18 protein-coding genes are annotated in these 17969 nt (G+C 68.5%); 5 read left to right on the top strand and 13 right to left on the bottom strand.

The window, feature by feature from the left end; all coding sequences use genetic code 11:
• Positions 1 to 33 precede the first annotated feature (33 nt).
• Both AB0M73_RS03690 and mctP read left to right on the top strand, forming a co-directional pair.
• The gene (locus tag AB0M73_RS03690) at positions 34 to 243 is read left to right on the top strand and encodes a DUF3311 domain-containing protein (RefSeq protein ID WP_052395462.1); all 210 of its coding nucleotides are present in this window, start codon (positions 34 to 36) and stop codon (positions 241 to 243) included.
• Positions 240 to 1895: a monocarboxylate uptake permease MctP gene (gene mctP, locus AB0M73_RS03685; RefSeq protein WP_363886400.1), complete on the top strand. Its 1656-nt coding sequence runs from the start codon at positions 240 to 242 to the stop codon at positions 1893 to 1895. Before AB0M73_RS03690 ends, mctP begins: the two co-directional genes overlap by 4 nt.
• Positions 1896 to 1960: 65 nt before the next feature.
• Here mctP and AB0M73_RS03680 read toward each other — a convergent pair whose 3' ends face one another.
• From AB0M73_RS03680 to AB0M73_RS03650, 7 genes are all read right to left on the bottom strand, one after another.
• Positions 1961 to 2851 (bottom strand): ROK family protein, encoded by an 891-nt coding sequence (locus AB0M73_RS03680; RefSeq protein ID WP_363886398.1) that lies wholly within the window; start codon positions 2849 to 2851, stop codon positions 1961 to 1963.
• Between the two features lie 12 nt (positions 2852 to 2863).
• Positions 2864 to 3679: a carbohydrate ABC transporter permease gene (locus tag AB0M73_RS03675; RefSeq protein WP_363886395.1), complete on the bottom strand. Its 816-nt coding sequence runs from the start codon at positions 3677 to 3679 to the stop codon at positions 2864 to 2866.
• On the bottom strand, positions 3680 to 4549 hold the full coding sequence (locus tag AB0M73_RS03670) for a sugar ABC transporter permease (protein ID WP_363886393.1): 870 nt from the start codon (positions 4547 to 4549) through the stop codon (positions 3680 to 3682).
• Complete coding sequence (locus AB0M73_RS03665; protein ID WP_363886390.1) at positions 4546 to 5904, bottom strand: extracellular solute-binding protein; 1359 nt, start codon at positions 5902 to 5904, stop codon at positions 4546 to 4548. Before AB0M73_RS03665 ends, AB0M73_RS03670 begins: the two co-directional genes overlap by 4 nt.
• 123 nt (positions 5905 to 6027) lie before the next feature.
• Positions 6028 to 6777, bottom strand: coding sequence for an amino acid ABC transporter ATP-binding protein (locus AB0M73_RS03660; protein ID WP_363886387.1), 750 nt, complete (start codon positions 6775 to 6777; stop codon positions 6028 to 6030).
• On the bottom strand, positions 6774 to 7583 hold the full coding sequence (locus AB0M73_RS03655) for an amino acid ABC transporter permease (RefSeq protein ID WP_043720668.1): 810 nt from the start codon (positions 7581 to 7583) through the stop codon (positions 6774 to 6776). The genes AB0M73_RS03660 and AB0M73_RS03655 overlap by 4 nt, the downstream gene beginning before the upstream one ends.
• A gap of 4 nt (positions 7584 to 7587) precedes the next feature.
• A complete protein-coding gene (locus tag AB0M73_RS03650) occupies positions 7588 to 8445 on the bottom strand; it encodes an ABC transporter substrate-binding protein (RefSeq protein ID WP_363886384.1) in 858 nt (285 codons plus the stop codon).
• 108 nt (positions 8446 to 8553) lie between these two features.
• Between AB0M73_RS03650 and AB0M73_RS03645 the strand changes: the two genes are divergently transcribed.
• On the top strand, positions 8554 to 9654 hold the full coding sequence (locus AB0M73_RS03645; RefSeq protein ID WP_363886382.1) for an alpha/beta fold hydrolase: 1101 nt from the start codon (positions 8554 to 8556) through the stop codon (positions 9652 to 9654).
• On the opposite strand, the gene AB0M73_RS03640 is transcribed toward AB0M73_RS03645, so the two are convergent.
• Genes AB0M73_RS03640 through AB0M73_RS03630 form a run of 3 tightly spaced genes read right to left on the bottom strand, consistent with a single transcriptional unit; the run spans position 9631 to position 12150 of the window.
• Entirely contained in the window at positions 9631 to 10395 is a 765-nt protein-coding gene (locus tag AB0M73_RS03640; protein WP_043720673.1) for an amino acid ABC transporter ATP-binding protein, read from the bottom strand. The genes AB0M73_RS03645 and AB0M73_RS03640 overlap by 24 nt on opposite strands.
• Positions 10392 to 11225 (bottom strand): amino acid ABC transporter permease, encoded by an 834-nt coding sequence (locus AB0M73_RS03635; protein ID WP_363886379.1) that lies wholly within the window; start codon positions 11223 to 11225, stop codon positions 10392 to 10394. Before AB0M73_RS03635 ends, AB0M73_RS03640 begins: the two co-directional genes overlap by 4 nt.
• 10 nt (positions 11226 to 11235) lie before the next feature.
• On the bottom strand, positions 11236 to 12150 hold the full coding sequence (locus tag AB0M73_RS03630; RefSeq protein ID WP_363886376.1) for an ABC transporter substrate-binding protein: 915 nt from the start codon (positions 12148 to 12150) through the stop codon (positions 11236 to 11238).
• Positions 12151 to 12313: 163 nt separating this feature from the next.
• Between AB0M73_RS03630 and AB0M73_RS03625 the strand changes: the two genes are divergently transcribed.
• Positions 12314 to 13048, top strand: coding sequence for a DUF433 domain-containing protein (locus AB0M73_RS03625; RefSeq protein ID WP_363886373.1), 735 nt, complete (start codon positions 12314 to 12316; stop codon positions 13046 to 13048).
• Positions 13049 to 13074: 26 nt separating this feature from the next.
• Positions 13075 to 13476 carry a hypothetical protein gene (locus AB0M73_RS03620; RefSeq protein WP_363886370.1) on the top strand — a complete coding sequence of 134 codons (402 nt, stop codon included), beginning with the start codon at positions 13075 to 13077 and terminating at the stop codon, positions 13474 to 13476.
• On the opposite strand, the gene AB0M73_RS03615 is transcribed toward AB0M73_RS03620, so the two are convergent.
• The 3 genes from AB0M73_RS03615 to AB0M73_RS03605 form a co-directional block, all read right to left on the bottom strand.
• Positions 13442 to 14959 carry a hypothetical protein gene (locus AB0M73_RS03615; RefSeq protein ID WP_363886367.1) on the bottom strand — a complete coding sequence of 506 codons (1518 nt, stop codon included), beginning with the start codon at positions 14957 to 14959 and terminating at the stop codon, positions 13442 to 13444. The two genes, AB0M73_RS03620 and AB0M73_RS03615, sit on opposite strands and share 35 nt — an antisense overlap.
• A complete protein-coding gene (locus AB0M73_RS03610) occupies positions 14854 to 16125 on the bottom strand; it encodes a hypothetical protein (protein ID WP_363886365.1) in 1272 nt (423 codons plus the stop codon). Before AB0M73_RS03610 ends, AB0M73_RS03615 begins: the two co-directional genes overlap by 106 nt.
• 138 nt (positions 16126 to 16263) lie before the next feature.
• Positions 16264 to 17967: an ATP-binding protein gene (locus tag AB0M73_RS03605; protein WP_363886362.1), complete on the bottom strand. Its 1704-nt coding sequence runs from the start codon at positions 17965 to 17967 to the stop codon at positions 16264 to 16266.
• Positions 17968 to 17969: the final 2 nt, after the last annotated feature.

Raw genomic sequence — 17969 nt, 5'->3', positions numbered from 1 at the left:
CATCCGCTTCATTCACGATGCCGGGAGGAAGCCATGCCGAGTGAACCGCCACCGCGGCGGTGGAACCCGTGGAACCTGTTGCTGCTGGTCCCGCTGCTGATGTTGATCACGCCGTGGTACAACTTCGACGGGCCTCGGGTCTTCGGCCTGCCGTTCTTCTACTGGTACCAGTTCCTGTTCGTGCCGGTGGGCGTCATCTGCGTCGGCGTGGTCTACGCGAAGAGCAAGGGTGAGCGCCGATGAGCACCGATCAGGTTGTGCAGCTCGTCGTGTTCCTGGTGCTGTTCGTGCTGGTCGCCGTGATGGGCTTCATGGCGTCCCGTTGGCAGGCCGGCAGCACCCTCGACCACCTCGACGAGTGGGGCCTCGGCGGTCGCAAGTTCGGCGCCTGGGTCACCTGGTTCCTGGTCGGCGGCGACCTCTACACCGCGTACACCTTCGTCGCGGTGCCCGCCCTGATCTTCGGCGCCGGCGCGCTCGGCTTCTACGCGCTGCCCTACACCGTCGTGCTGTACCCGATCATCTTCCTGCCGTTGCAGCGCATGTGGTCGGTGTCCCGGATGCACGGCTACGTCACGCCGGCCGACTTCGTGCGCGGCCGCTACGGTTCCTCGCTGCTGGCCCTGCTGATCGCCATCACCGGCATCGTCGCCACCATGCCGTACATCGCGTTGCAGCTGGTCGGCCTGGAGTCGGTGCTGCGGACCATGGGCGTCAACGGCAGCGGCCTGCTCGGCCACCTGCCGCTGTTCATCGCCTTCGTGATCCTGGCCGTGTACACCTACCAGTCCGGCCTGCGGGCGCCCGCGCTGATCGCCTTCGTCAAGGACGCGCTGATCTACCTGGTGATCATCGTGGCGATCATCTACCTGCCGGCCAAGCTGGGCGGCTGGGGCCACATCTTCGACCAGGCCTCGACCGCGCTGGCCAAGACCAACCCCACCACCGGCAAGCCGTTCGGGTCCACGCTGCTCGGGCCGACCAACCAGCTCCAGTACGCCACGCTGGCCCTGGGCTCCGCGCTGGCGCTGTTCCTGTACCCGCACTCGATCACCGGCATCCTGGCCTCCAAGAGCCGGACCGTGATCAAGAAGAACATGGTCGCGCTGCCGGCCTACTCGCTGGTGCTGGGCCTGCTGGCGCTGCTCGGCTACGTCGCGCTGGTGTCCGGGGCCAAGCCCATCGTCAACCAGGCCACCGGCAAGCCCGACTCCAACACCATCGTGCCCGTGCTGTTCGGGCAGCAGTTCCCCGCGTGGTTCGCCGGCATCGCCTTCGCCGCCATCGGCATCGGCGCCCTGGTGCCCGCCGCGATCATGTCCATCGCCGCGGCCAACCTGTGGACCCGCAACATCTACAAGGAGTACTTCCACCGCAACGCCACCCCCAAGCAGGAGGCCACCCAGGCCAAGCTGGCCTCGCTGGTGGTGAAGTTCGGCGCCGTCGCCTTCGTGCTCTTCGTCGACCCGCAGTTCTCCATCGACCTCCAGCTCATCGGCGGCGTGATCATCCTGCAGACCCTGCCGGCCGTGGCCATCGCGCTCTACACGCGCTGGCTGCACCGCTGGGGCCTGGTCGCCGGCTGGATCGTCGGCATGGGCTGGGGCCTGTACCTGCTCTACACCATCCCCAACCCGGCCAACGGCCACCTGCACTTCGGTGGCTCGGCCCTGGCCGCCGGCAACATCTCGCTGTTCGGCTGGCACCCCTTCGCCGGCTCGACCGTGCAGATCTACGTCGGCGCGGTCGCCCTGGCCGCCAACCTGATCATCGCGGTCGTCGTCACGCTGATCGCGCGGCAGGCCAAGTGGTTCAACGGCCTCGACGCCACCAACAAGGCGGACTACGACGCCGACGACGGCAACCCCAAGCTGAAGGAGATCGCCGTCCACTGACCCGGGTTATGCAGGGAAGGACGCCTTACCCTCGTTGAACGCGGGTAAGGCGTCCTTCCCTGCATTCACAGCAGGACCAGCGCGGCGGCTCCGATCAGTCCGGAGTCGTCGCGTTCGGCTTTCACGACCTGGAGGCCGCGCAGGAACGACAGGCCGGCGTGGATCTTCAGCGTCTGGCGGATGGGGTCGAACAGCAGGTCGCCGGCCCGGGACAGGCCGCCGCCGATGACGGCGAGGTCGAGGTCGCAGATGGCGGCGGCCGCGGCGATGGCCAGGCCGACGGCCCGGCCGCCGCGGTCGAAGGCAGCGGCGGCCGCGGGGTCGCCGGAGCGGGCGGAGCGTTCCAGCTCGATGCCGTCGGAGCCGGTCCAGCCCTGCTCGCGGGCCCAGCGCACCATGTTCGGCCCGCCGGCCACGGTCTCGACGCAGCCCCGGCCGCCGCAGGTGCAGGGCCAGCCGTCGGGTTCGGCGACGACGTGCCCGATGTGCCCGGCGTTGCCGGTGCGGCCGCCGAAGGGCTTGCCGTCCAACACGAGCCCGCCGCCGACGCCGGTGGACACGACCATGCCGACCATGAAGCGGCTGCCGCGGCCGGCGCCCAGCCAGTGCTCGCCCAGCGCGATGCACAGGCCGTCGCCGGCCAGCGAGACGGGCACGCCGGGCAGCAACGCCTCGACGCGAGAGCGCAGCGGGAAGGCCTGCCAGCCGTTGATGTTGATGGGGCTGACGGTGCCGGCATCGGTGTCGACGGGACCGGCGGAGCCGATGCCGACGGCACTGGGCACGGCGCCGTCCAACACCTCGGTGACCAGGTCGGCGACGGCCTGCCAGGCCAGCTCGGCGTCGTGCGCGGGAGTGGGCCGGACGGCCCGGCGCACCACGGAGCCCTGCGCGTCGACGAGCCCGGCGGCGATCTTGGTGCCGCCCACGTCGAGCGCCAGCACGTGGTCGGTCACGCGGTGCCTCCCTCAGGCCTTGACTGCTCCCGCCATGCTAAAGCCGCCGCCGAGCCACCGGGACACCACCAGATACAGCCCCAGCACGGGCGCGGTGTACAGGATCGAATAGGCCGCCAGCTGCCCGTAGGCGACGAGCCCGTTCTGGCCGAAGAAGGAGAAGATGCCCACCGAGGCCGGCATCTTGTCCGGGTCGAGCAGCAGGACGAACGGCACGAAGAAGTTGCCCCAGGCCGTGATGAACGTGAAGATCCCGACCACGGCCACGCCCGGGGCCATCAGCGGCAGCACGATCGAACGCAGCGCCTGCAACGACGAGGCGCCGTCGACCCAGGCCGCCTCCTCCAGGCTGATGGGGATGCCGTCCATGAAGTTCTTGCACATCCAGATGGCCATCGGCAGCGCGGTGGCGGCCAGGAACACCGTGGTCCCCCACAGCGAGTCGACCAGGGACAGCCGGACGAACAGGCCGTACACCGGCACCATGATCGCCGTCACCGGCAGGCCGGTGGTGAACAGGATCGTGTACAGGAAAGGCCGCCGGAACCGCAGCTGGAAGCGGGACAGCGGATACGCCGCCAGCACCGCCACCACCACCGCGATGACCGCCGTGCCGGAGCTGATCAACAGGCCGTTGACCAGCGGCCGGCCGCCGACCTCCCAGTTGAGGATCTGGCCGAAGTTGCCCAGGGTGAAGTCTCCCGGCACCTTCGCGGCCAAGCCGCCGTGCGTGTCGAAGGACGCCGTCACCAGCCACAGCAGCGGCGCCACGAACAGCACCGCGACGACCAGCAGGACCAGATTGACCACCAAGCGGGGGCCGCGCATTCAGACCTCCGCCTTGAGGCTGCGGATGTAGACCAGGGAGAACACCGCGCCGAGCACCAGCAGCACCAGGGCGATCGCGGTGCCGTAGCCGATCTGCCCGAACTTGAAGGCCTGCTCGTACATCAGCAGCGGCAACGTCCGGGTCTTGTTGTCGGGCCCGCCCGCGGTCAGCACGTAGATCAGCCCGAAGACGCCCAGCGTCTGCAGCGTGATCAGCATCAGGTTGGTGACGACGGTCCGGCGGATCACCGGCAGCACCACGTGCCAGAACCGCCGCAGCGGCCCGGCCCCGTCCACCTGCGCCGCCTCGACCAGATCGCTGGGCACCTCGCTCAGCGCCGCCTGGTAGACGAGCATGGAGAACGCGGTGCCGCGCCAGATGTTGGCCAGCACCACGGCCAGCATCGGCGCGGTGTAGAGCCAGTTCTGGCCCATCCCGAACCAGCCGAGCACCTCGTTGAGCGTGCCCTGGGCGTTGAGGAAGGCGTAGATGGCAAACGCCGCAACGACTTCCGGCAGCACCCAGGCCGCGACCACCACCGTGCCGACGATGCCCCGCAGCAGCTTTCCGCGCTGCTGAAGGAAAACCGCCAGCAGGATGCCGAGCCCGTTCTGCCCGACCACGGCCGACAGCAGCACGAAGACCACCGTCAGCCACAGCGACGAGGCGACGTCGGGACTGGTGAACGCCGTGGTGAAGTTGTCGATGCCGACGAACTTGGGCCGCCGGGCGGCGATCCCGCTCAGCGCGGAGTTGGTGAAGGCCGCGTAGAAGCACCACAGGATCGGGCCGGCGACGAACAGTCCCAACAGGACGATCGACGGGGCGAGCGGCGGCAGCCACACCCCGAGCCGGGGAGAGCGCCTCAACCGGTCTTCACCTTGTCCGCGCCGACCGCCTTGGACACGTCCTGCGCGAACTGCTGGGCCGCCTTCGCCGGCTCGCCGCCGTTGACCACGGAGTCGCCGGCCACGTCCATGGCGTTGGAGACCTGCGGGTACTCGGGCAGCGTCGGCCGGTACCGGGTGAACGACACGAGGCTGCTCCAGAACGGCTCGGTCGGGTCCTTCTGCGCCAGCCGCGAATCGGCCTTCACGTCCTCGCGCACCGGCAGCCACGAGCAGGCCACGTCGATGGCCGCCGAGTTCTCCTTGTTCAGCGCGGTCTGGATGAACTTGACGGAGGCGTCGGCGTTGCCGGTGCTCGCGCCGACCGCCAGCGTCCAGCCGCCGGACAGCGTCACATTGCCGGGGGCCTGGCCGTTCTGGGTGGGGAACTTGGTGGTGCCCAGGGTCTTGGACCAGTCCGCCCACGGCGCGACGCCGCCGGGCTCCCAGTACCGGGCGTACCAGCCGCCGTCCATCATGAAGCCGATCTTGCCCTGGGACATCAGCAGCGGCATCTGGGTCTGCGCCCACTGCGTGTCCTCGGCCTGCGCGGCCGTCTGGGCCAGGTTCTCCTTCATCACCGTCTGCACGTAGCCGAGCGCGTCCTCGAAGCCCTTGCTGGGCGCGACCCACTTGCCGGCCTTCTCGTCGTACAGGTCCTTGGTCGGCGTGCCGTAGAGCAGCATCTCCAGCGACTGCATGGACATCGCCTCGGCCGCGGGCTTGCCCAGCGGCATGTACATGGGCTCGACGTCCGGCTGCGTCTGCTTGATCTTGCGGGCCGCGTCCAACACGTCGTTCCACGTCTTGGGCTGCCAGTCGGTGGGCAGGCCCGCCTTGGCGAAGACGTCCTTGTTGAACCACAGGCCGCGGGAGTCGGTGCCCATCGGCACCGCGTAGGTCTTGCCGTCCACCGCCCGGCCGGCCTGCTTGGTGGTGGGGATGAACTGGCTGTTCCAGTCCGGCCACTTGTTCAGGTAGTCGTCGATCGGCAGCAGGTAGCCGGCGGCGGCGTCCGCGTTGACGTTGAAGCTGTCCTCGAACAGCACGTCCGGCGCGGTCGACGGGGACCGCTGCATCAGCTGGACCTTGGCCAGGTAGTCGCTGTCCAGACTGGACACCGGGGTCAGCTGGGCGGTGATGCCGGGATTGGCCGCCTCGAACTCCTTCTTCACCGACTTCATGAAGGTGTCCATCTGCGGGAAGTCGCTGTAGTTCCGGTAGACGATCTTGATCGTCTTGGCGTCGCCGCTCGCGGAGTCCCCGCCGCCGCAGGCGGCCAGCGGCAGGGTCAGCGCGGCGACGGCCAGGCCGGCGGCGATGGTGCGTGCCCGCATGGGCGTCTCCCCTTGGTCGACTGCGATGTGGACCACGACAGGGGGCGACCGTAAATCCGGTGCTCGAACAAAGTCAACGCACTGTCGCCAGTTAGGCGCTGTTCGTGACAAGAACGGACATGATCACGGGTTGTCACCGGTGGGGTTGAGCACCCGGGCCAGGAACGTCCGCGTGCGCTCCTGCGTCGGCGCGCCGATGACCTGGGCCGGCGGACCCTGCTCGACGACAACGCCGCCGTCCATGAACAGCACCTTGTCCGCCACCTCGCGGGCGAACTGCATCTCGTGCGTCACGACGAGCATGGTCATGCCCTCGCCGGCCAGCGTGCGCATCACGCCCAGCACGTCCCCGACCAGCTCCGGGTCCAGCGCCGAGGTCGGCTCGTCGAACAGCATCACCTGCGGGTCCATGGACAGCGCCCGGGCGATGGCCGCCCGCTGCTGCTGGCCGCCGGACAGCTGCGAGGGCAGCGACCGCTCGCGGCCGGCCAAGCCCACCTTCTCCAGGTTCTGCCCGGCGATCCGCTCGGCCTCGTCCCGGTTGCGCCCCAGCACCTTGCGCTGCGCGATGGTCAGGTTGTCCAGGACGTTGAGGTGGTTGAACAGGTTGAAGCCCTGGAACACCATGCCCAGCCGGCGCCGGGCCCGGTCGATGTCCACGTCCGGGTCGGTCAGCTCGGTGCCGTCGACCACGACCCGGCCGGAATCGGGCTGCTCCAACAGGTTCACGCAGCGCAGCAGCGTCGACTTGCCCGAGCCGGACGGCCCGATGATGCAGACGACGTCACCGCGCTCGACGGTCAGGTCGATGCCCCTGAGCACCTGGAGCGAGCCGAAAGACTTGTGCAGCCCGGAAATCTCAATAACGCTCACGACAACACCTCAAGGCCCTGCTTCGACTCGCCGCTGGTCCGCCGCTCCAGGTAGCGCGACAGATAGGACAGCGGAATGGTGATGATCAGGTAGCACAGGCCGGCCACGATCAGCGGCGTCATCGACTGCACGGTGTTCATGGCGTCCCGGCCGAACTTGGTCAGCTCGTACTCGGATCCGGTCAGGCCGAGCAGGTAGATCAGCGAGGAGTCCTTGGCCAGCAGGATCAGCTCGTTGGTCAGCGGCGGCAGCACGATCCGGAAGGCCTGCGGGATGATGATCGACACCATCGCCCGGAGCTGGGACATGCCCAGCGAGCGCGCCGCCTCCATCTGTCCCTTGGGCACCGCCTGGATGCCGGCGCGGATCGTCTCCGCCATGTACGCGGCGCCGACCAGGCCCAACGCCACCACCACGGTGCTCAGGGTGGTGAACCGGATGTGGAACGCGATCGGCACGCCGAAGCCGAAGGCCAGGAACACCAGAAGGGCCGGCACACCACGGAAGAACTCGATGTAGACGGTGGCGATCCAGCGGTACGGCGGCACCGAGGACAGCCGCATCAGCGCCAGGATCAGGCCCAGCACCAGGCCGAACACGAAGCCCAGCACCGTGTACTTGACGGTGTTGACCAGCGCGGTGCTCAACACGTCCGGGAACAGCTGCCGGGCCGCGTCCAGGTCGAAGAAGCCGCGCTGGATGTCACGCCAGTTGGCGGCGAAGGCCACCACCAGGACGACGACCACCAGCACGCCGTACTGCGTGCCGCGGATCGCCGTCCGGCGCTGCCGACGGGTCAGCGCCACCGATTCAGCCCTTGCTCGTGGTGGTCGGCGTGGCCGAGGTCGAGTCGCCCGGCTGCCACGACGGCCGCTTGCCGAACCACTTCTGGTAGGCCTTGGCGTAGCTGCCGTCCGCGGCCGAGGCCTTGATGGCGTCGTTGAGCACCTTCAACAGCGCCGCGTTGCCCTTCTTCACGCCGAAGCCGTACTGCTCGTTGGTGTTGAACTCGGCGCTGACCTGCGTGTCCGGGTTCTTCTTGGCGTAGTCGTAGAGAATGCCGTTGTCGTTGATGGACGCGTCGACCTGGCCGGTCTTGACCGCCGTCTCCAGCAGCGCCGAGTCCTCGAAGGCCACCGCGGTGATCACGCCGCCGTTCTTGGCGTTCCAGCCCTTGATGTAGGCCTCGCCGGTGGTGTCCGACTGCACGCCGACCTTCTTGCCGGCCAGCGACTCCAGCGTCTTGAAGTCGTTGCCGGTCTTGGTCAGCAGCGCCTGGGTGGCCTGGAAGTACGGGATGGTGAAGTCGAAGTTCTGGGCCCGCGTGTCGTTGATGGTGATCGCGCCGGCCACGACGTCACACTGGTTGGAGTTGAGGTCGGCGCCGGACTTGATGCCGTCGAACGGCGTGTCCACGATCTGCTGCGGGACGTTGAGCTTCTTGGCCGCGAAGTCGACCACGTCCACGTCGAAGCCGACGACGTCGTTGCCGTCCTTGTACTGGAACGGCACGTACGGCAGGTGGGCGCAGGTGAGCAGCTTGCCCGACTGGACCAGCGCGACGCCGTCCGTGCCGGGGGCGGAGGTGGTCGTCGACTCGACGCACCCGCCGGCGACCAGCGCGACGGCGACCGCCGGGATCACGGTCAACACTTTGAGGCGGGCCACGGCGTTCTCCCTCGTCCGGGTACTGGTTGATCGGCAATCCTGCCACCGGACGGGCCCGCTGCCTATTTGAGCGGACAGCAGACCAGCATCCGGAATACGGTTCCGGGCATGAGGGGACTTGCCATACTCGCCGCTGCCGGCCTGGTGCTGGGCGGCGCGACCACCGCGCAGGCGGCGCCGGCCGCTGTCGCGCACGAGCAGTTCACGTTCCAGTTCGGCGACTTCGCCGGGGGCGGCCAGCTGGACTACCCGACCAATGTCGGGCACGCGCCGGTCGTGGTGCTGGTCCCGGGCTCCGGGCCGGAGAACCGGGATGCCAACATCCAGGGCAAGTCGACGATCTTCGCCGACATCTCGGCCGCGCTGACCGCCCGCGGCTTCGCCGTGATGCGCTACGACAAGCGGTACGTCAACCCGGACGGCACGGCCGACTACGCCAGCTTCTACACCAAGCTGGACCTGCCCAAGATGCTCGACGACGCCGGCACCGTGCTGGCCGCCGCCGAGGCCGACGAGCACGTCGACAAGCACAAGGTGTTCCTGTACGGCTGGAGCGAGGGCAGCACCGTCGCCGCCGCGCTGGCCGCGAAGCACCCCGAGCTGGCCGGCGTGGTGTTCCAGGGCCCGGTGACGCAGGACTGGCGGAGCCTGTTCACCGACCAGGCCACCCGCGTCGCCCAGCCCTACCTGCGGACTTTCGGCACGGCGCTGGCGCCGGACGACCTGAAACGGGCCAACACCGGTGGCGGCGGCCTGGTGGCCACGGAGTACATCAGCCTCATCGCGCCCAAGGCGTACCAGGGCGACTACACCGTCGACCCGGCCGTCGACACCAACGGCAACGGCAAGCTGGACGTGGACACCGAGTTCCTGCCCGGCCTGCAGAAGGCGTTCGACGTGCAGTTCGCGCCCGGCGGCTTCTTCAACATCTACGCCCCGGACCGGGCCCTTCCGTCGGTGCTGGACCAGGCCAAGGCCCTGCGCAAGTTCCCGACGCTGATCCTGCAGGGCGGCCGCGACGCCAACGTGCCGCCGACGGGGGCGTTCAGGCTGAACGCCGCCCTGCACGGCTCGTTGCGCTTCTATCCGACGCTGGGGCACTCGCTGGGCCGGACGCCGTCGGTGTTCGCCGACGACTTCCAGCCCATCGACCAGCAGCCGCTGACCGACCTGGCCTGCTGGCTGTCAGAGCACCTTCGCCAGAAATGACCTGGTCCGCTCGTGTTGCGGGGCGGCGATCACTTCCCGGGGCGAGCCCTGCTCGACCACCACACCGCCGTCCATGAACACGAGCGAGTCGCCGACCTCGCGCGCGAAGCCCATCTCGTGCGTGACCACGACCATGGTCATGCCGTCGGCGGCGAGCTGGCGCATCACCGCCAGCACGTCGCCGACGAGCTCCGGGTCCAGCGCCGAGGTCGGCTCGTCGAACAGCATCAGCTTGGGCCGCATGGCCAGCGCACGGGCGATCGCCACCCGCTGCTGCTGGCCGCCCGAGAGCTGGCTCGGGTAGGAGCCGGTCTTGTCGGCCAGCCCCACCTGGGTCAGCAGCCGCATGGCGTGGTCGCGGGCCTCCGCCCTGGACTCCCGCTTGACCTGGACCGGCGCCTCCATCACGTTCTCCACGGCCGTCATGTGGGGAAACAGGTTGAAGCGCTGGAAGACCATGCCGATCTCCTGCCGCTTGCGGGCCACCTCCCGGTCGCGCAGCTCGTAGAGCTTGTCGCCCTTCTGGGTGTAGCCGACCAGCTCGCCGTCGACCCACAGCCGGCCCGCGTTGATCTTCTCCAGGTGGTTGACGCAGCGCAGCAGCGTGGACTTGCCCGAGCCGGACGGCCCGATCACGCACATCACCTCGCCCGGACGGACCTCCAGGTCGATGCCCTTGAGCACCTCGGTCCGTCCGAAGCTCTTGTGCACCCCCTCGGCCTTGACCATCAGCTCGGTCATCGGGTCGCCACCCCTCGGGCGAAGTGCTTCTCGATCCGGCCCTGGATCACCGTCAGGATCGAGGTCAGCAGCAGGTACCAGATCGCCGCCACGATGAGCAGCGGGATGGTCTGGAAGTTGCGGGAGTAGATCTGCTGCACGGCCGTCATCAGCTCGAAGTAGGCGATCACGATCACCAGCGAGGTCGTCTTCAACATGGAGATCGTCTCGTTGCCGGTGGGCGGGATGATCACCCGCATGGCCTGCGGCAGCACGATCCGGCGCAGGATCTTGGCCCGGCTCATGCCCAGCGCCTCGGCCGCCTCGGTCTGCCCGTGGTCCACCGACAGGATGCCGCCGCGCACGATCTCCGCCATGTAGGCCGCCTCGTTCAGGCCGAGGCCCAGCAGGGCCGCGGTGAACGGCGCGATCAGCGAGTTGGTGTCCACCGACAGGAACGTCGGCCCGAACGGGATGCCCAGGCCCAGCCGCGGATACAGCGCCGCCAGGAAGAACCAGAACAGCAGCTGGGTGATCACCGGCGTGCCGCGGAACAGCCAGATGTATGCCGCGGCCGTCCACGACAGCAGCGGATTGGCCGACAGCCGCATCACCGCCAGCAGGATGCCGCCCACGATGCCGATGGCCATCGACAGCACGGTCAGGATCAGCGTGTTCTTCAGCCCGTTGAGGACGTTGGACGCGGTCAGGTACTTGCCGACGACGTCCCAGTGGAAGTTCTCGTTGGTGACCAGGCTGTGCGCCAGCATCGCGGCCAGCACGAGAATCACCGCGCCGGCCAGCCACCGTCCCGGGTGGCGGACCGGCACGGCCTTGATCGGGTTCGACACCGTCGTGGCCTCAGCCGGAGGTCTGCGGGTTCAGTTCGGACTTGGTGACCGCGCCCGCGCCGACGCCCCACTTGTCCAGGATCTTCTTGTACGTGCCGTCGTCGATGAGGGCCTGCATCGCGCCCTGCACGGCCTTGGCCAGGTCGCCCTTGTTCTTGGCCACGCCGATGCCGTACGGGGCGTTGGCGTAGGAGTTGCCGACCTTCTCCAGCTGGCCGGTCTGCTTGATCGCGTAGTCCACCACCGGCGAGTCGGCCAGCATGGCCTCCGCGCGCTTGGAGGTCAGCGCCAGCGTCACGTCGGTCTGGGCCTGGAACTCGGAGACGGTGATGGCCAGTTTGCCGTCGCCCGTGCACTTGGCCGAGCGGGCGGCCAGGTCGTCGGCCTGGGTGGTGCCCTTCTGCGCCGACACGGTGTGCCCGCACAGGGTGTCCAGGGTCAGGCCGCCCGGATTGCCCTTGAGCACGGCCATCGAGGTGCCGGCCGTGAAGTAGCTGACCATGTCCACGGTCTGCAGGCGCTCGGTGTTCACGCTGAAGGAGGACATCGCCAGCTCGAACTTGCCGGCCGAGAGGCCGGCCAGGATGCCGTCGAAGCTGGCGGTCTGGAAGTCGGCGCTCAGGCCCAGCTCCTTGGCGACCGCGTCGCCGAGGTCGATGTCCATGCCGACGTTCTTGTTGTTCTCGTCCACGAACTCGCTGGGCGCGTACGTGGTGTCGGTGCCGATGGTCAGTTTGCCGTCCTTGGCCACGTCCGCCGGCACCATCGCGGCCAGCGCCGCGTTCTTGCCCGGGCCGCTGTCGGCCGTCGTCGAGGAGCCGGCGCTGCCGCTGTCACCGCTGCCGTTGCCGGTGGCGCCACACCCGGCGGCGATCAGCAGAACGATGGGCAGGGCCAGCACGGCTCTTCCTGCGGGTCTGAACAAGGCGGCCTCCGCTCACTGTCGGTTTTGCCGCATCCTGTCACCCGATCGTGTCAGTTGATAGGCCCCCAATGGTTACGTTTTGTCACGACCATGTCCGCCAAGTGGCGGAAAAGTCACCGACGGTAGCTGGGTAGGGCAAGATCGCAGCTGCCATACTGCTGGGGTGTCCACGGCAGTGCTCGAGCAGCCCGGAGCGGACGAACTGCGGTTCGACGTCCCGCTGTACACGCAGGTCGACGCCTCACGGGCGTTGGCCATGCGGGCGAGCACATTTTCCAGTTGGGCTCGTGGTTATCAGCGGCGCCGGGTGGAGCGACCGCCGGTTGTCGGCCGACCACTGGTCACGTATGTGCCGCCTGCTCGGGCCGGCGACCCGTCCATTCCCTTCGTCGGACTCGCGGAAGCGGCGTTCTTGGCGTCCCTACGGGCCGCCGGAGTTCCGCTGCAACGGATCCGGCCGGCGCTGGAACTCGTGCGGGATCGGCTCGGCGTCGAACACGCGCTGGCCTCCCAGCAGCTTTACACCGACGGTGCCGACCTGCTCTGGGAAGTGACGGACCGGGACGAGAACACACGGGCCGAGGCGAAGAAACTGGTGGTACTGCGCAACGGCCAGTACGTGTTTCGCAAGGTCGTCCAGGATCGGTTGCGGGGTATCCACTACGCGGCGGATGGGTTCGCCGATGTGCTGGTGCTTCCCGACTACGAGATCGCGAAGGTGATCGCCGACCCGAACATCAACTTTGGTCGGCCCAGTTTCGCCGGCAACGGCGTGCCGGTGGACGCGGTTGTCGGACAGGTTCACGCGGGCGACCCGATCGAGGACGTCGCTGCGGACTTCCGACTCAGCGTGGACGAAGTGACCGAAGCCGTGTTCAGGGCCGAGCGGGTCGGCTGAGAGCTCGGGCGAGGTCGATTTCTGTCGTGTTGAAGCTCTTCTGCGACCGCAGCATCAGCTGGCGCATCGCGACTGCTGTCCGTGAGCTCGGGTTCGAGGTGCAGACGCTGGCCGAGCGCTACGGGGAGCAGCAGGGACAGCTCGTTGCCGACGTGCGATGGATCGCCGAGGCGGCTCGGGACGGCTACGTGTTGCTCGGCGCCGACGGGCGCATTCGACGCAATCCAGCCGAGCGTCGGATGTTGTGCCTGTCCGCCGCGCGTTATCTCGTCTATCCCAATAACAACATCAGCACGGTCGAGAAGTTGGCGCGGATCCAGGATCACCGGGCGGCCATCGAAGCCGCTGCGGAGATCCCGGGCCCCTGGGTGCGTCATCTCACTGCACGGGAACTCACGCCTGTCGTGCTCGATTGTGATTCGGTGTAGCCAGCAGCCGGGCCACCAGGGCCGTCCAACCGGTCTGGTGAGTGGCCCCGAGACCCTCGCCGGTGTCGCCGTCGAAGTACTCGCTGAAGGTGATGTGGGGTCGCCACAAGGGCGAATCCGTCGCCTCGACCCGCTTGCCGTCGCACGGCCTGCTGCCGTCCCCGGTGGGCAGGAAGATGCTCACCAGCCGGCGGGCCAGCTCGTCGGCGGCCTGACCCGCGGTGACCGCCTGGCCGGAGCCGGTGGGCAGGTCCACGTGGAACTGGCCGTCGTGGAAGTCGTCCACCTGGCGCAGTGCCTCGACGAGCAGGGCGTTGGTGGGGAACCAGATCGGGCCGCGCCAGTTGGAGTTGCCGCCGAACATCGGCGTCATCGACTCGCCCGGCTCGTAGCCGATCATGTGGGCCTGGCCGGCGAACTGCACGTCCAGCCCGTCCCGGTGGGCCGCCGACAGCGAGCGGATGCCGTGCGGGGACAGGAACTCCCCCTCGTCGAACATGCGGCCCAGCACCCGGCCCAGCTTCTTGGCGTCCAGCAGCGCCAGGTTGGCCCGGCGCTCGTCGCCGACCTGCTGCCAGGTGATGAACTGGGCGAACTCGGGCTGCTTGCGCAGCAGGTAGTCCAACCGGCTGGTGAAGCCGTGCAGCTCGGCGAACACCCACGGCTCCAACACCGCCTGGGCCAGCACCGGCATCAGACCGACCATGGACCGCACGCGGACATGCTCGGACTCGACGCTGCCGTCGGGCAGTTGCCGGGACACGATGTCGTAGCAGAAGCCGTCCTCGTCGTGCCACAGCCCGCGGGTGCTGGACCCGAACTGGTTGAAGGCGCGGGCGATGTAGAGGAAGTGCTCGACGAACTTCGTGGCCACGTCCTCGTAGGACTCGTCCTCGCGGGCCAGCTCCAGCGCGATCTGCAACAGGTGCAGGCTGAACGCCGCCATCCAGGACGTGGCGTCCGACTGCTCCAGCCGCCAGTCGCCCAGCATCGGCGTGGACCGGTTGACCGGGCCGATGTTGTCCATGCCGAGGAAGCCGCCCTCGAACAGGTCGCTGCCGTCGGCGTCCTTGCGGTTGACCCACCACGAGAAGTTCAGCAGCAGCTTGTGGAACACCTTGGACAGGAACGTGCGGTCCGGCACGGCCTCCGCCCTGTACACCTGCAACGCCGCCCACGCGTGCACCGGCGGGTTGGCGTCGCCGAAGTCCCACTCGTAGGCCGGCAGCTGGCCGTTGGGGTGCATCATCCACTCGCGGCACAGCAACAGCAGCTGCTCCTTGGCGAAGGCCGGGTCCACCAGCGCGAACGGCACCGCCTGGAAGGCCAGGTCCCAGGCCGCGAACCAGGGGTACTCCCACTCGTCCGGCATGGAGATCACGTCGGCCACGTCGAAGTGCCGCCAGTGCACGTTGCGGCCGATGCCGCGCCGCAGGTCCGGGGCCGGCGGCTGGGCCGGGTCGCCGGCCAGCCAGTCCCGCACCTTGAAGCGCGGTAATGCTGCTTGGTCCACATCAGACCGGCCAGCGACCGTCGCAGCACCTGCTTGCGCTCGTTGTCCAGCTCCGGGGCAATGCTGTCGTGGTACTCGTCGGCCTCGCGCTTACGGTCCTGCACGGCCGTGTGGAAGGTCGCGCCGAACGGGTCGACGTGGCCGTTGCCGGCGATCAGTCGCAACCGGATGATCACCGTCTCGCCCGGGGCCACCGAGTCGAAGCGGTACCAGGCCGCTGCCTTCGTGCCCGGGCGCGACGCGCTGCCGTCGTGGATCACCTGGCACGTGCCGCTCTCGCCCCGCACCACGTGGGCGTCGATGCCGCACTTCGTGTACCGGGTCTCGTTGTTGGCGCTGCCGAACAGCTCCACGTCGTTCGTCTCGTTGTCCGTCACCAGCAGCGTCGGCGCGCCGTCCAGGTGCAGCGTGTAGCGGCCCAGCGACGAGTGCTCCGCCACCACCGCGCACCGCCCGTGCACCCGGATCGCCTCCAGCGCCGGCCTCCTGGCATCCCTACCCCACGCCCAGGTGTTGCGGAACCACAACTGCGGCAACAGATGCAGCGGCGCCGCGTCCGGCCCCTGGTTCGTCGCCGAGATCTCCACGCAGATGTCGTGCGGGCCCGCCTTGGCGTACGTCGTCACCACATCGAAGAACCGGTCCTCCGCCAGCACCCCCGTGTCCGCCAGCTCCGGCTCCCGCCCCTGCCGCCCCGCCGCCTTGGCCATCTCCCGCAGCTGTTGGTACGGGTACTCCGCCTGCGGGTACCGGTAGAGCACGCTCATCCAGGAGTGCGTGGGCGTGCCGTCCTGGATCCACCAGTGCTCCTTGACGTCCTCCCCGTGGTTGCCCTCCTCGTTGGCCAGGCCGAACCACCGCTCCTTGAGGATCGGGTCCTTGCCGTTCCACAGCGCCAGCGCCAGGTTCAGGAAGCCGTGCCGATCGCAGATGCCCGAGATGCCGTCCTCGCCCCACCGGTAGGCGCGTGAGCGGGCGTGGTCGAACGGAAAGAACGACCAGGCGTCCCCACTGGCCGAGTAGTCCTCGCGAACCGTGCCCCACTGCCGTCCGGACAGGTAGGGACCCCAGTGCCGCCACGGGCTGTCCATCTCGTCCGCCTCGGCCAGCCGCGCCCACTCGATCTGCTCGCTCACCTCTCCAGTGTGGGGCACGCCGACTGGCCTCCGGCGGGTTGTCCTCCGGGCGTTGCCCCGGCTCCCGCCGACATACCGTGCCGGCGCACGAATATCCCCTTCCACATGCGGGATCACGCGCACCGGCGCTACGTCAAGTCAGGAGCGGCGTTCCGTCCAGTGATAGGTCCGGGTGGGACTGCGCGGTGCTCCCTCCACGGTGACGAGCCCTTCGGCCATCAGGGCCCGCAGCCTCGCCAGCACGGTCGGCCTCGACAGTCCGGTGATTTCCTGAAGTTGGCCGGCTCGTGCCGCGCCGAGCTCGTACAACGCGTCGGCCACGTCGACGGGAGGGGGCGCGTCCTCGAACAGATCGGGCCGACTGTCGGCCAGCCCGTACGAGGCGTAGCGGCGACCGCCCTCCCGGATGGCCAGTCCAAGTTCGACGAGGTCGCGCAAGACCTGCGTCGCCTGTGCCGCGCTTGCTCCGTACTCACGGAGCGCGGCGTTGCTGACCGGCTGACCATGCCGCATCGTGGCCAGAGCGAGCTGGTGCAGCTGAGTGAGGCCTGGTTGATCGAGGCCGGCGAGCCACTTCCTGGTGGCCGGGTCGAACAGCTCCGACCGGCTGAACTCGACTTCGAACCGGCTCGGGCTGTTGCGGAAGATCGGCCTCGGCTGACCGAGCGTCCTGGTCGCGCGGATCATGGCGGGAATGCCCGAGGCGAGGTTCTCGGCGACGAGATGGTCGCCGTCGGGCATGTAGGTGTCGCTGAGCAGGATCGCGAGGAAACCGTTGCGGGAGGACGTGACTCCCTCGCTGCCGAGCTCGTCCAACGTCACCGGGCCGAACAGACCGCCGGGACTCTTCACCACCAACCGGTCCGGGTGCATCTCCACCTGGATTTGTGTGCCGCGGCTGACGCCGCTGTAGTCACGGTGCAGCACGGCGTTGACGACCGCCTCGCGGACCGCCTCCAACGGATACTCCGGCTGCTCGCGTCGTCCCGACTCACTGACGTAGCCGCGGATCCGCATATGCGTGCGCAGCGCGGAGAGCGTCTCGTCGACCATGTCCGGTATGGAGCCCTTGACGAACGAGGTGTCGTCGAACCGGGGACCGCCGCCGATGTCTCGCCTTGCGGGATGCACGACGACCGAGATGATCAGCTGGGGGAAGAACTGCTGCGGGTAGACACCGAAGGCCAGCAGACCGGCGAGAGAGGGCACCGGCTTGCCGTCGGGGCCGGGCACCAGGATTCGCAGACGCTGCATTGCCTGTTCGTCGTTGATTTCCCGGAGCGCACGGGTGTTTCGGCGGACCCGGGCCAGCGTTCGGGCGACCGCGGCCATGTCCAGATCGTCCAGGCTCGCGTCGGTCACGGGGTCCAGGTCGTGGCGAGGCTGACCCCGATTGGCGATGGCCAGGCCGATTTCGGCCTGGGTCATCCTGCGGTCGCCATCACCGACGCGTACGAACGAGCCGCCGCTGATTCCCTTGCTGCTCACGAAGCAGGGTCGGAGGTCTGAGGGAATCGGGTCGATCTCGGCGACAACGAGCGGACGGCCTTCGAATTCGACCAGGGCGGTGGACAGTCGCAGCGGCGGGTCCAGATTGTCGCTCGCGACGCCGACGAGGTTGTCGCGCAGACGGCCCGGATCGGCGAGACCGACCGGCGCGAAGCCCCGCTCCTCATCGATCCCGAGCACCAGCACGCCGCCGTTGGTGTTCGCGAACGCGGACAACGTCTCGACGGCCGTCTTCGGCAGTCCGCCGACTGCGGCCTTCACCTCGATCTGGCTGGGTTCGGCTCCGAAGCGACGCAGACCCGCGATGAGCTGCGCCAACGTCGAGTCGTCCATGC

Origin of the sequence: Kutzneria sp. NPDC051319, from assembly GCF_040682195.1 — a bacterium.
GTDB lineage: Bacteria > Actinomycetota > Actinomycetes > Mycobacteriales > Pseudonocardiaceae > Kutzneria.
The sequence above is the reverse complement of the archived record's forward strand: the minus strand, read 5'-3'. Positions and strand labels throughout refer to the sequence as shown.

Coding starts and splice junctions, on each gene's coding strand:
- AB0M73_RS03645 (WP_363886382.1), top strand. CDS start 8,554: ATGAGGGGACTTGCCATACTCGCCGCTGCCGGCCTGGTGCTGGGCGGC.
- AB0M73_RS03605 (WP_363886362.1), bottom strand. CDS start 17,967: ATGGACGACTCGACGTTGGCGCAGCTCATCGCGGGTCTGCGTCGCTTC.
- AB0M73_RS03690 (WP_052395462.1), top strand. CDS start 34: ATGCCGAGTGAACCGCCACCGCGGCGGTGGAACCCGTGGAACCTGTTG.
- AB0M73_RS03665 (WP_363886390.1), bottom strand. CDS start 5,904: ATGCGGGCACGCACCATCGCCGCCGGCCTGGCCGTCGCCGCGCTGACC.
- mctP (WP_363886400.1), top strand. CDS start 240: ATGAGCACCGATCAGGTTGTGCAGCTCGTCGTGTTCCTGGTGCTGTTC.
- AB0M73_RS03675 (WP_363886395.1), bottom strand. CDS start 3,679: ATGCGCGGCCCCCGCTTGGTGGTCAATCTGGTCCTGCTGGTCGTCGCG.
- AB0M73_RS03640 (WP_043720673.1), bottom strand. CDS start 10,395: ATGACCGAGCTGATGGTCAAGGCCGAGGGGGTGCACAAGAGCTTCGGA.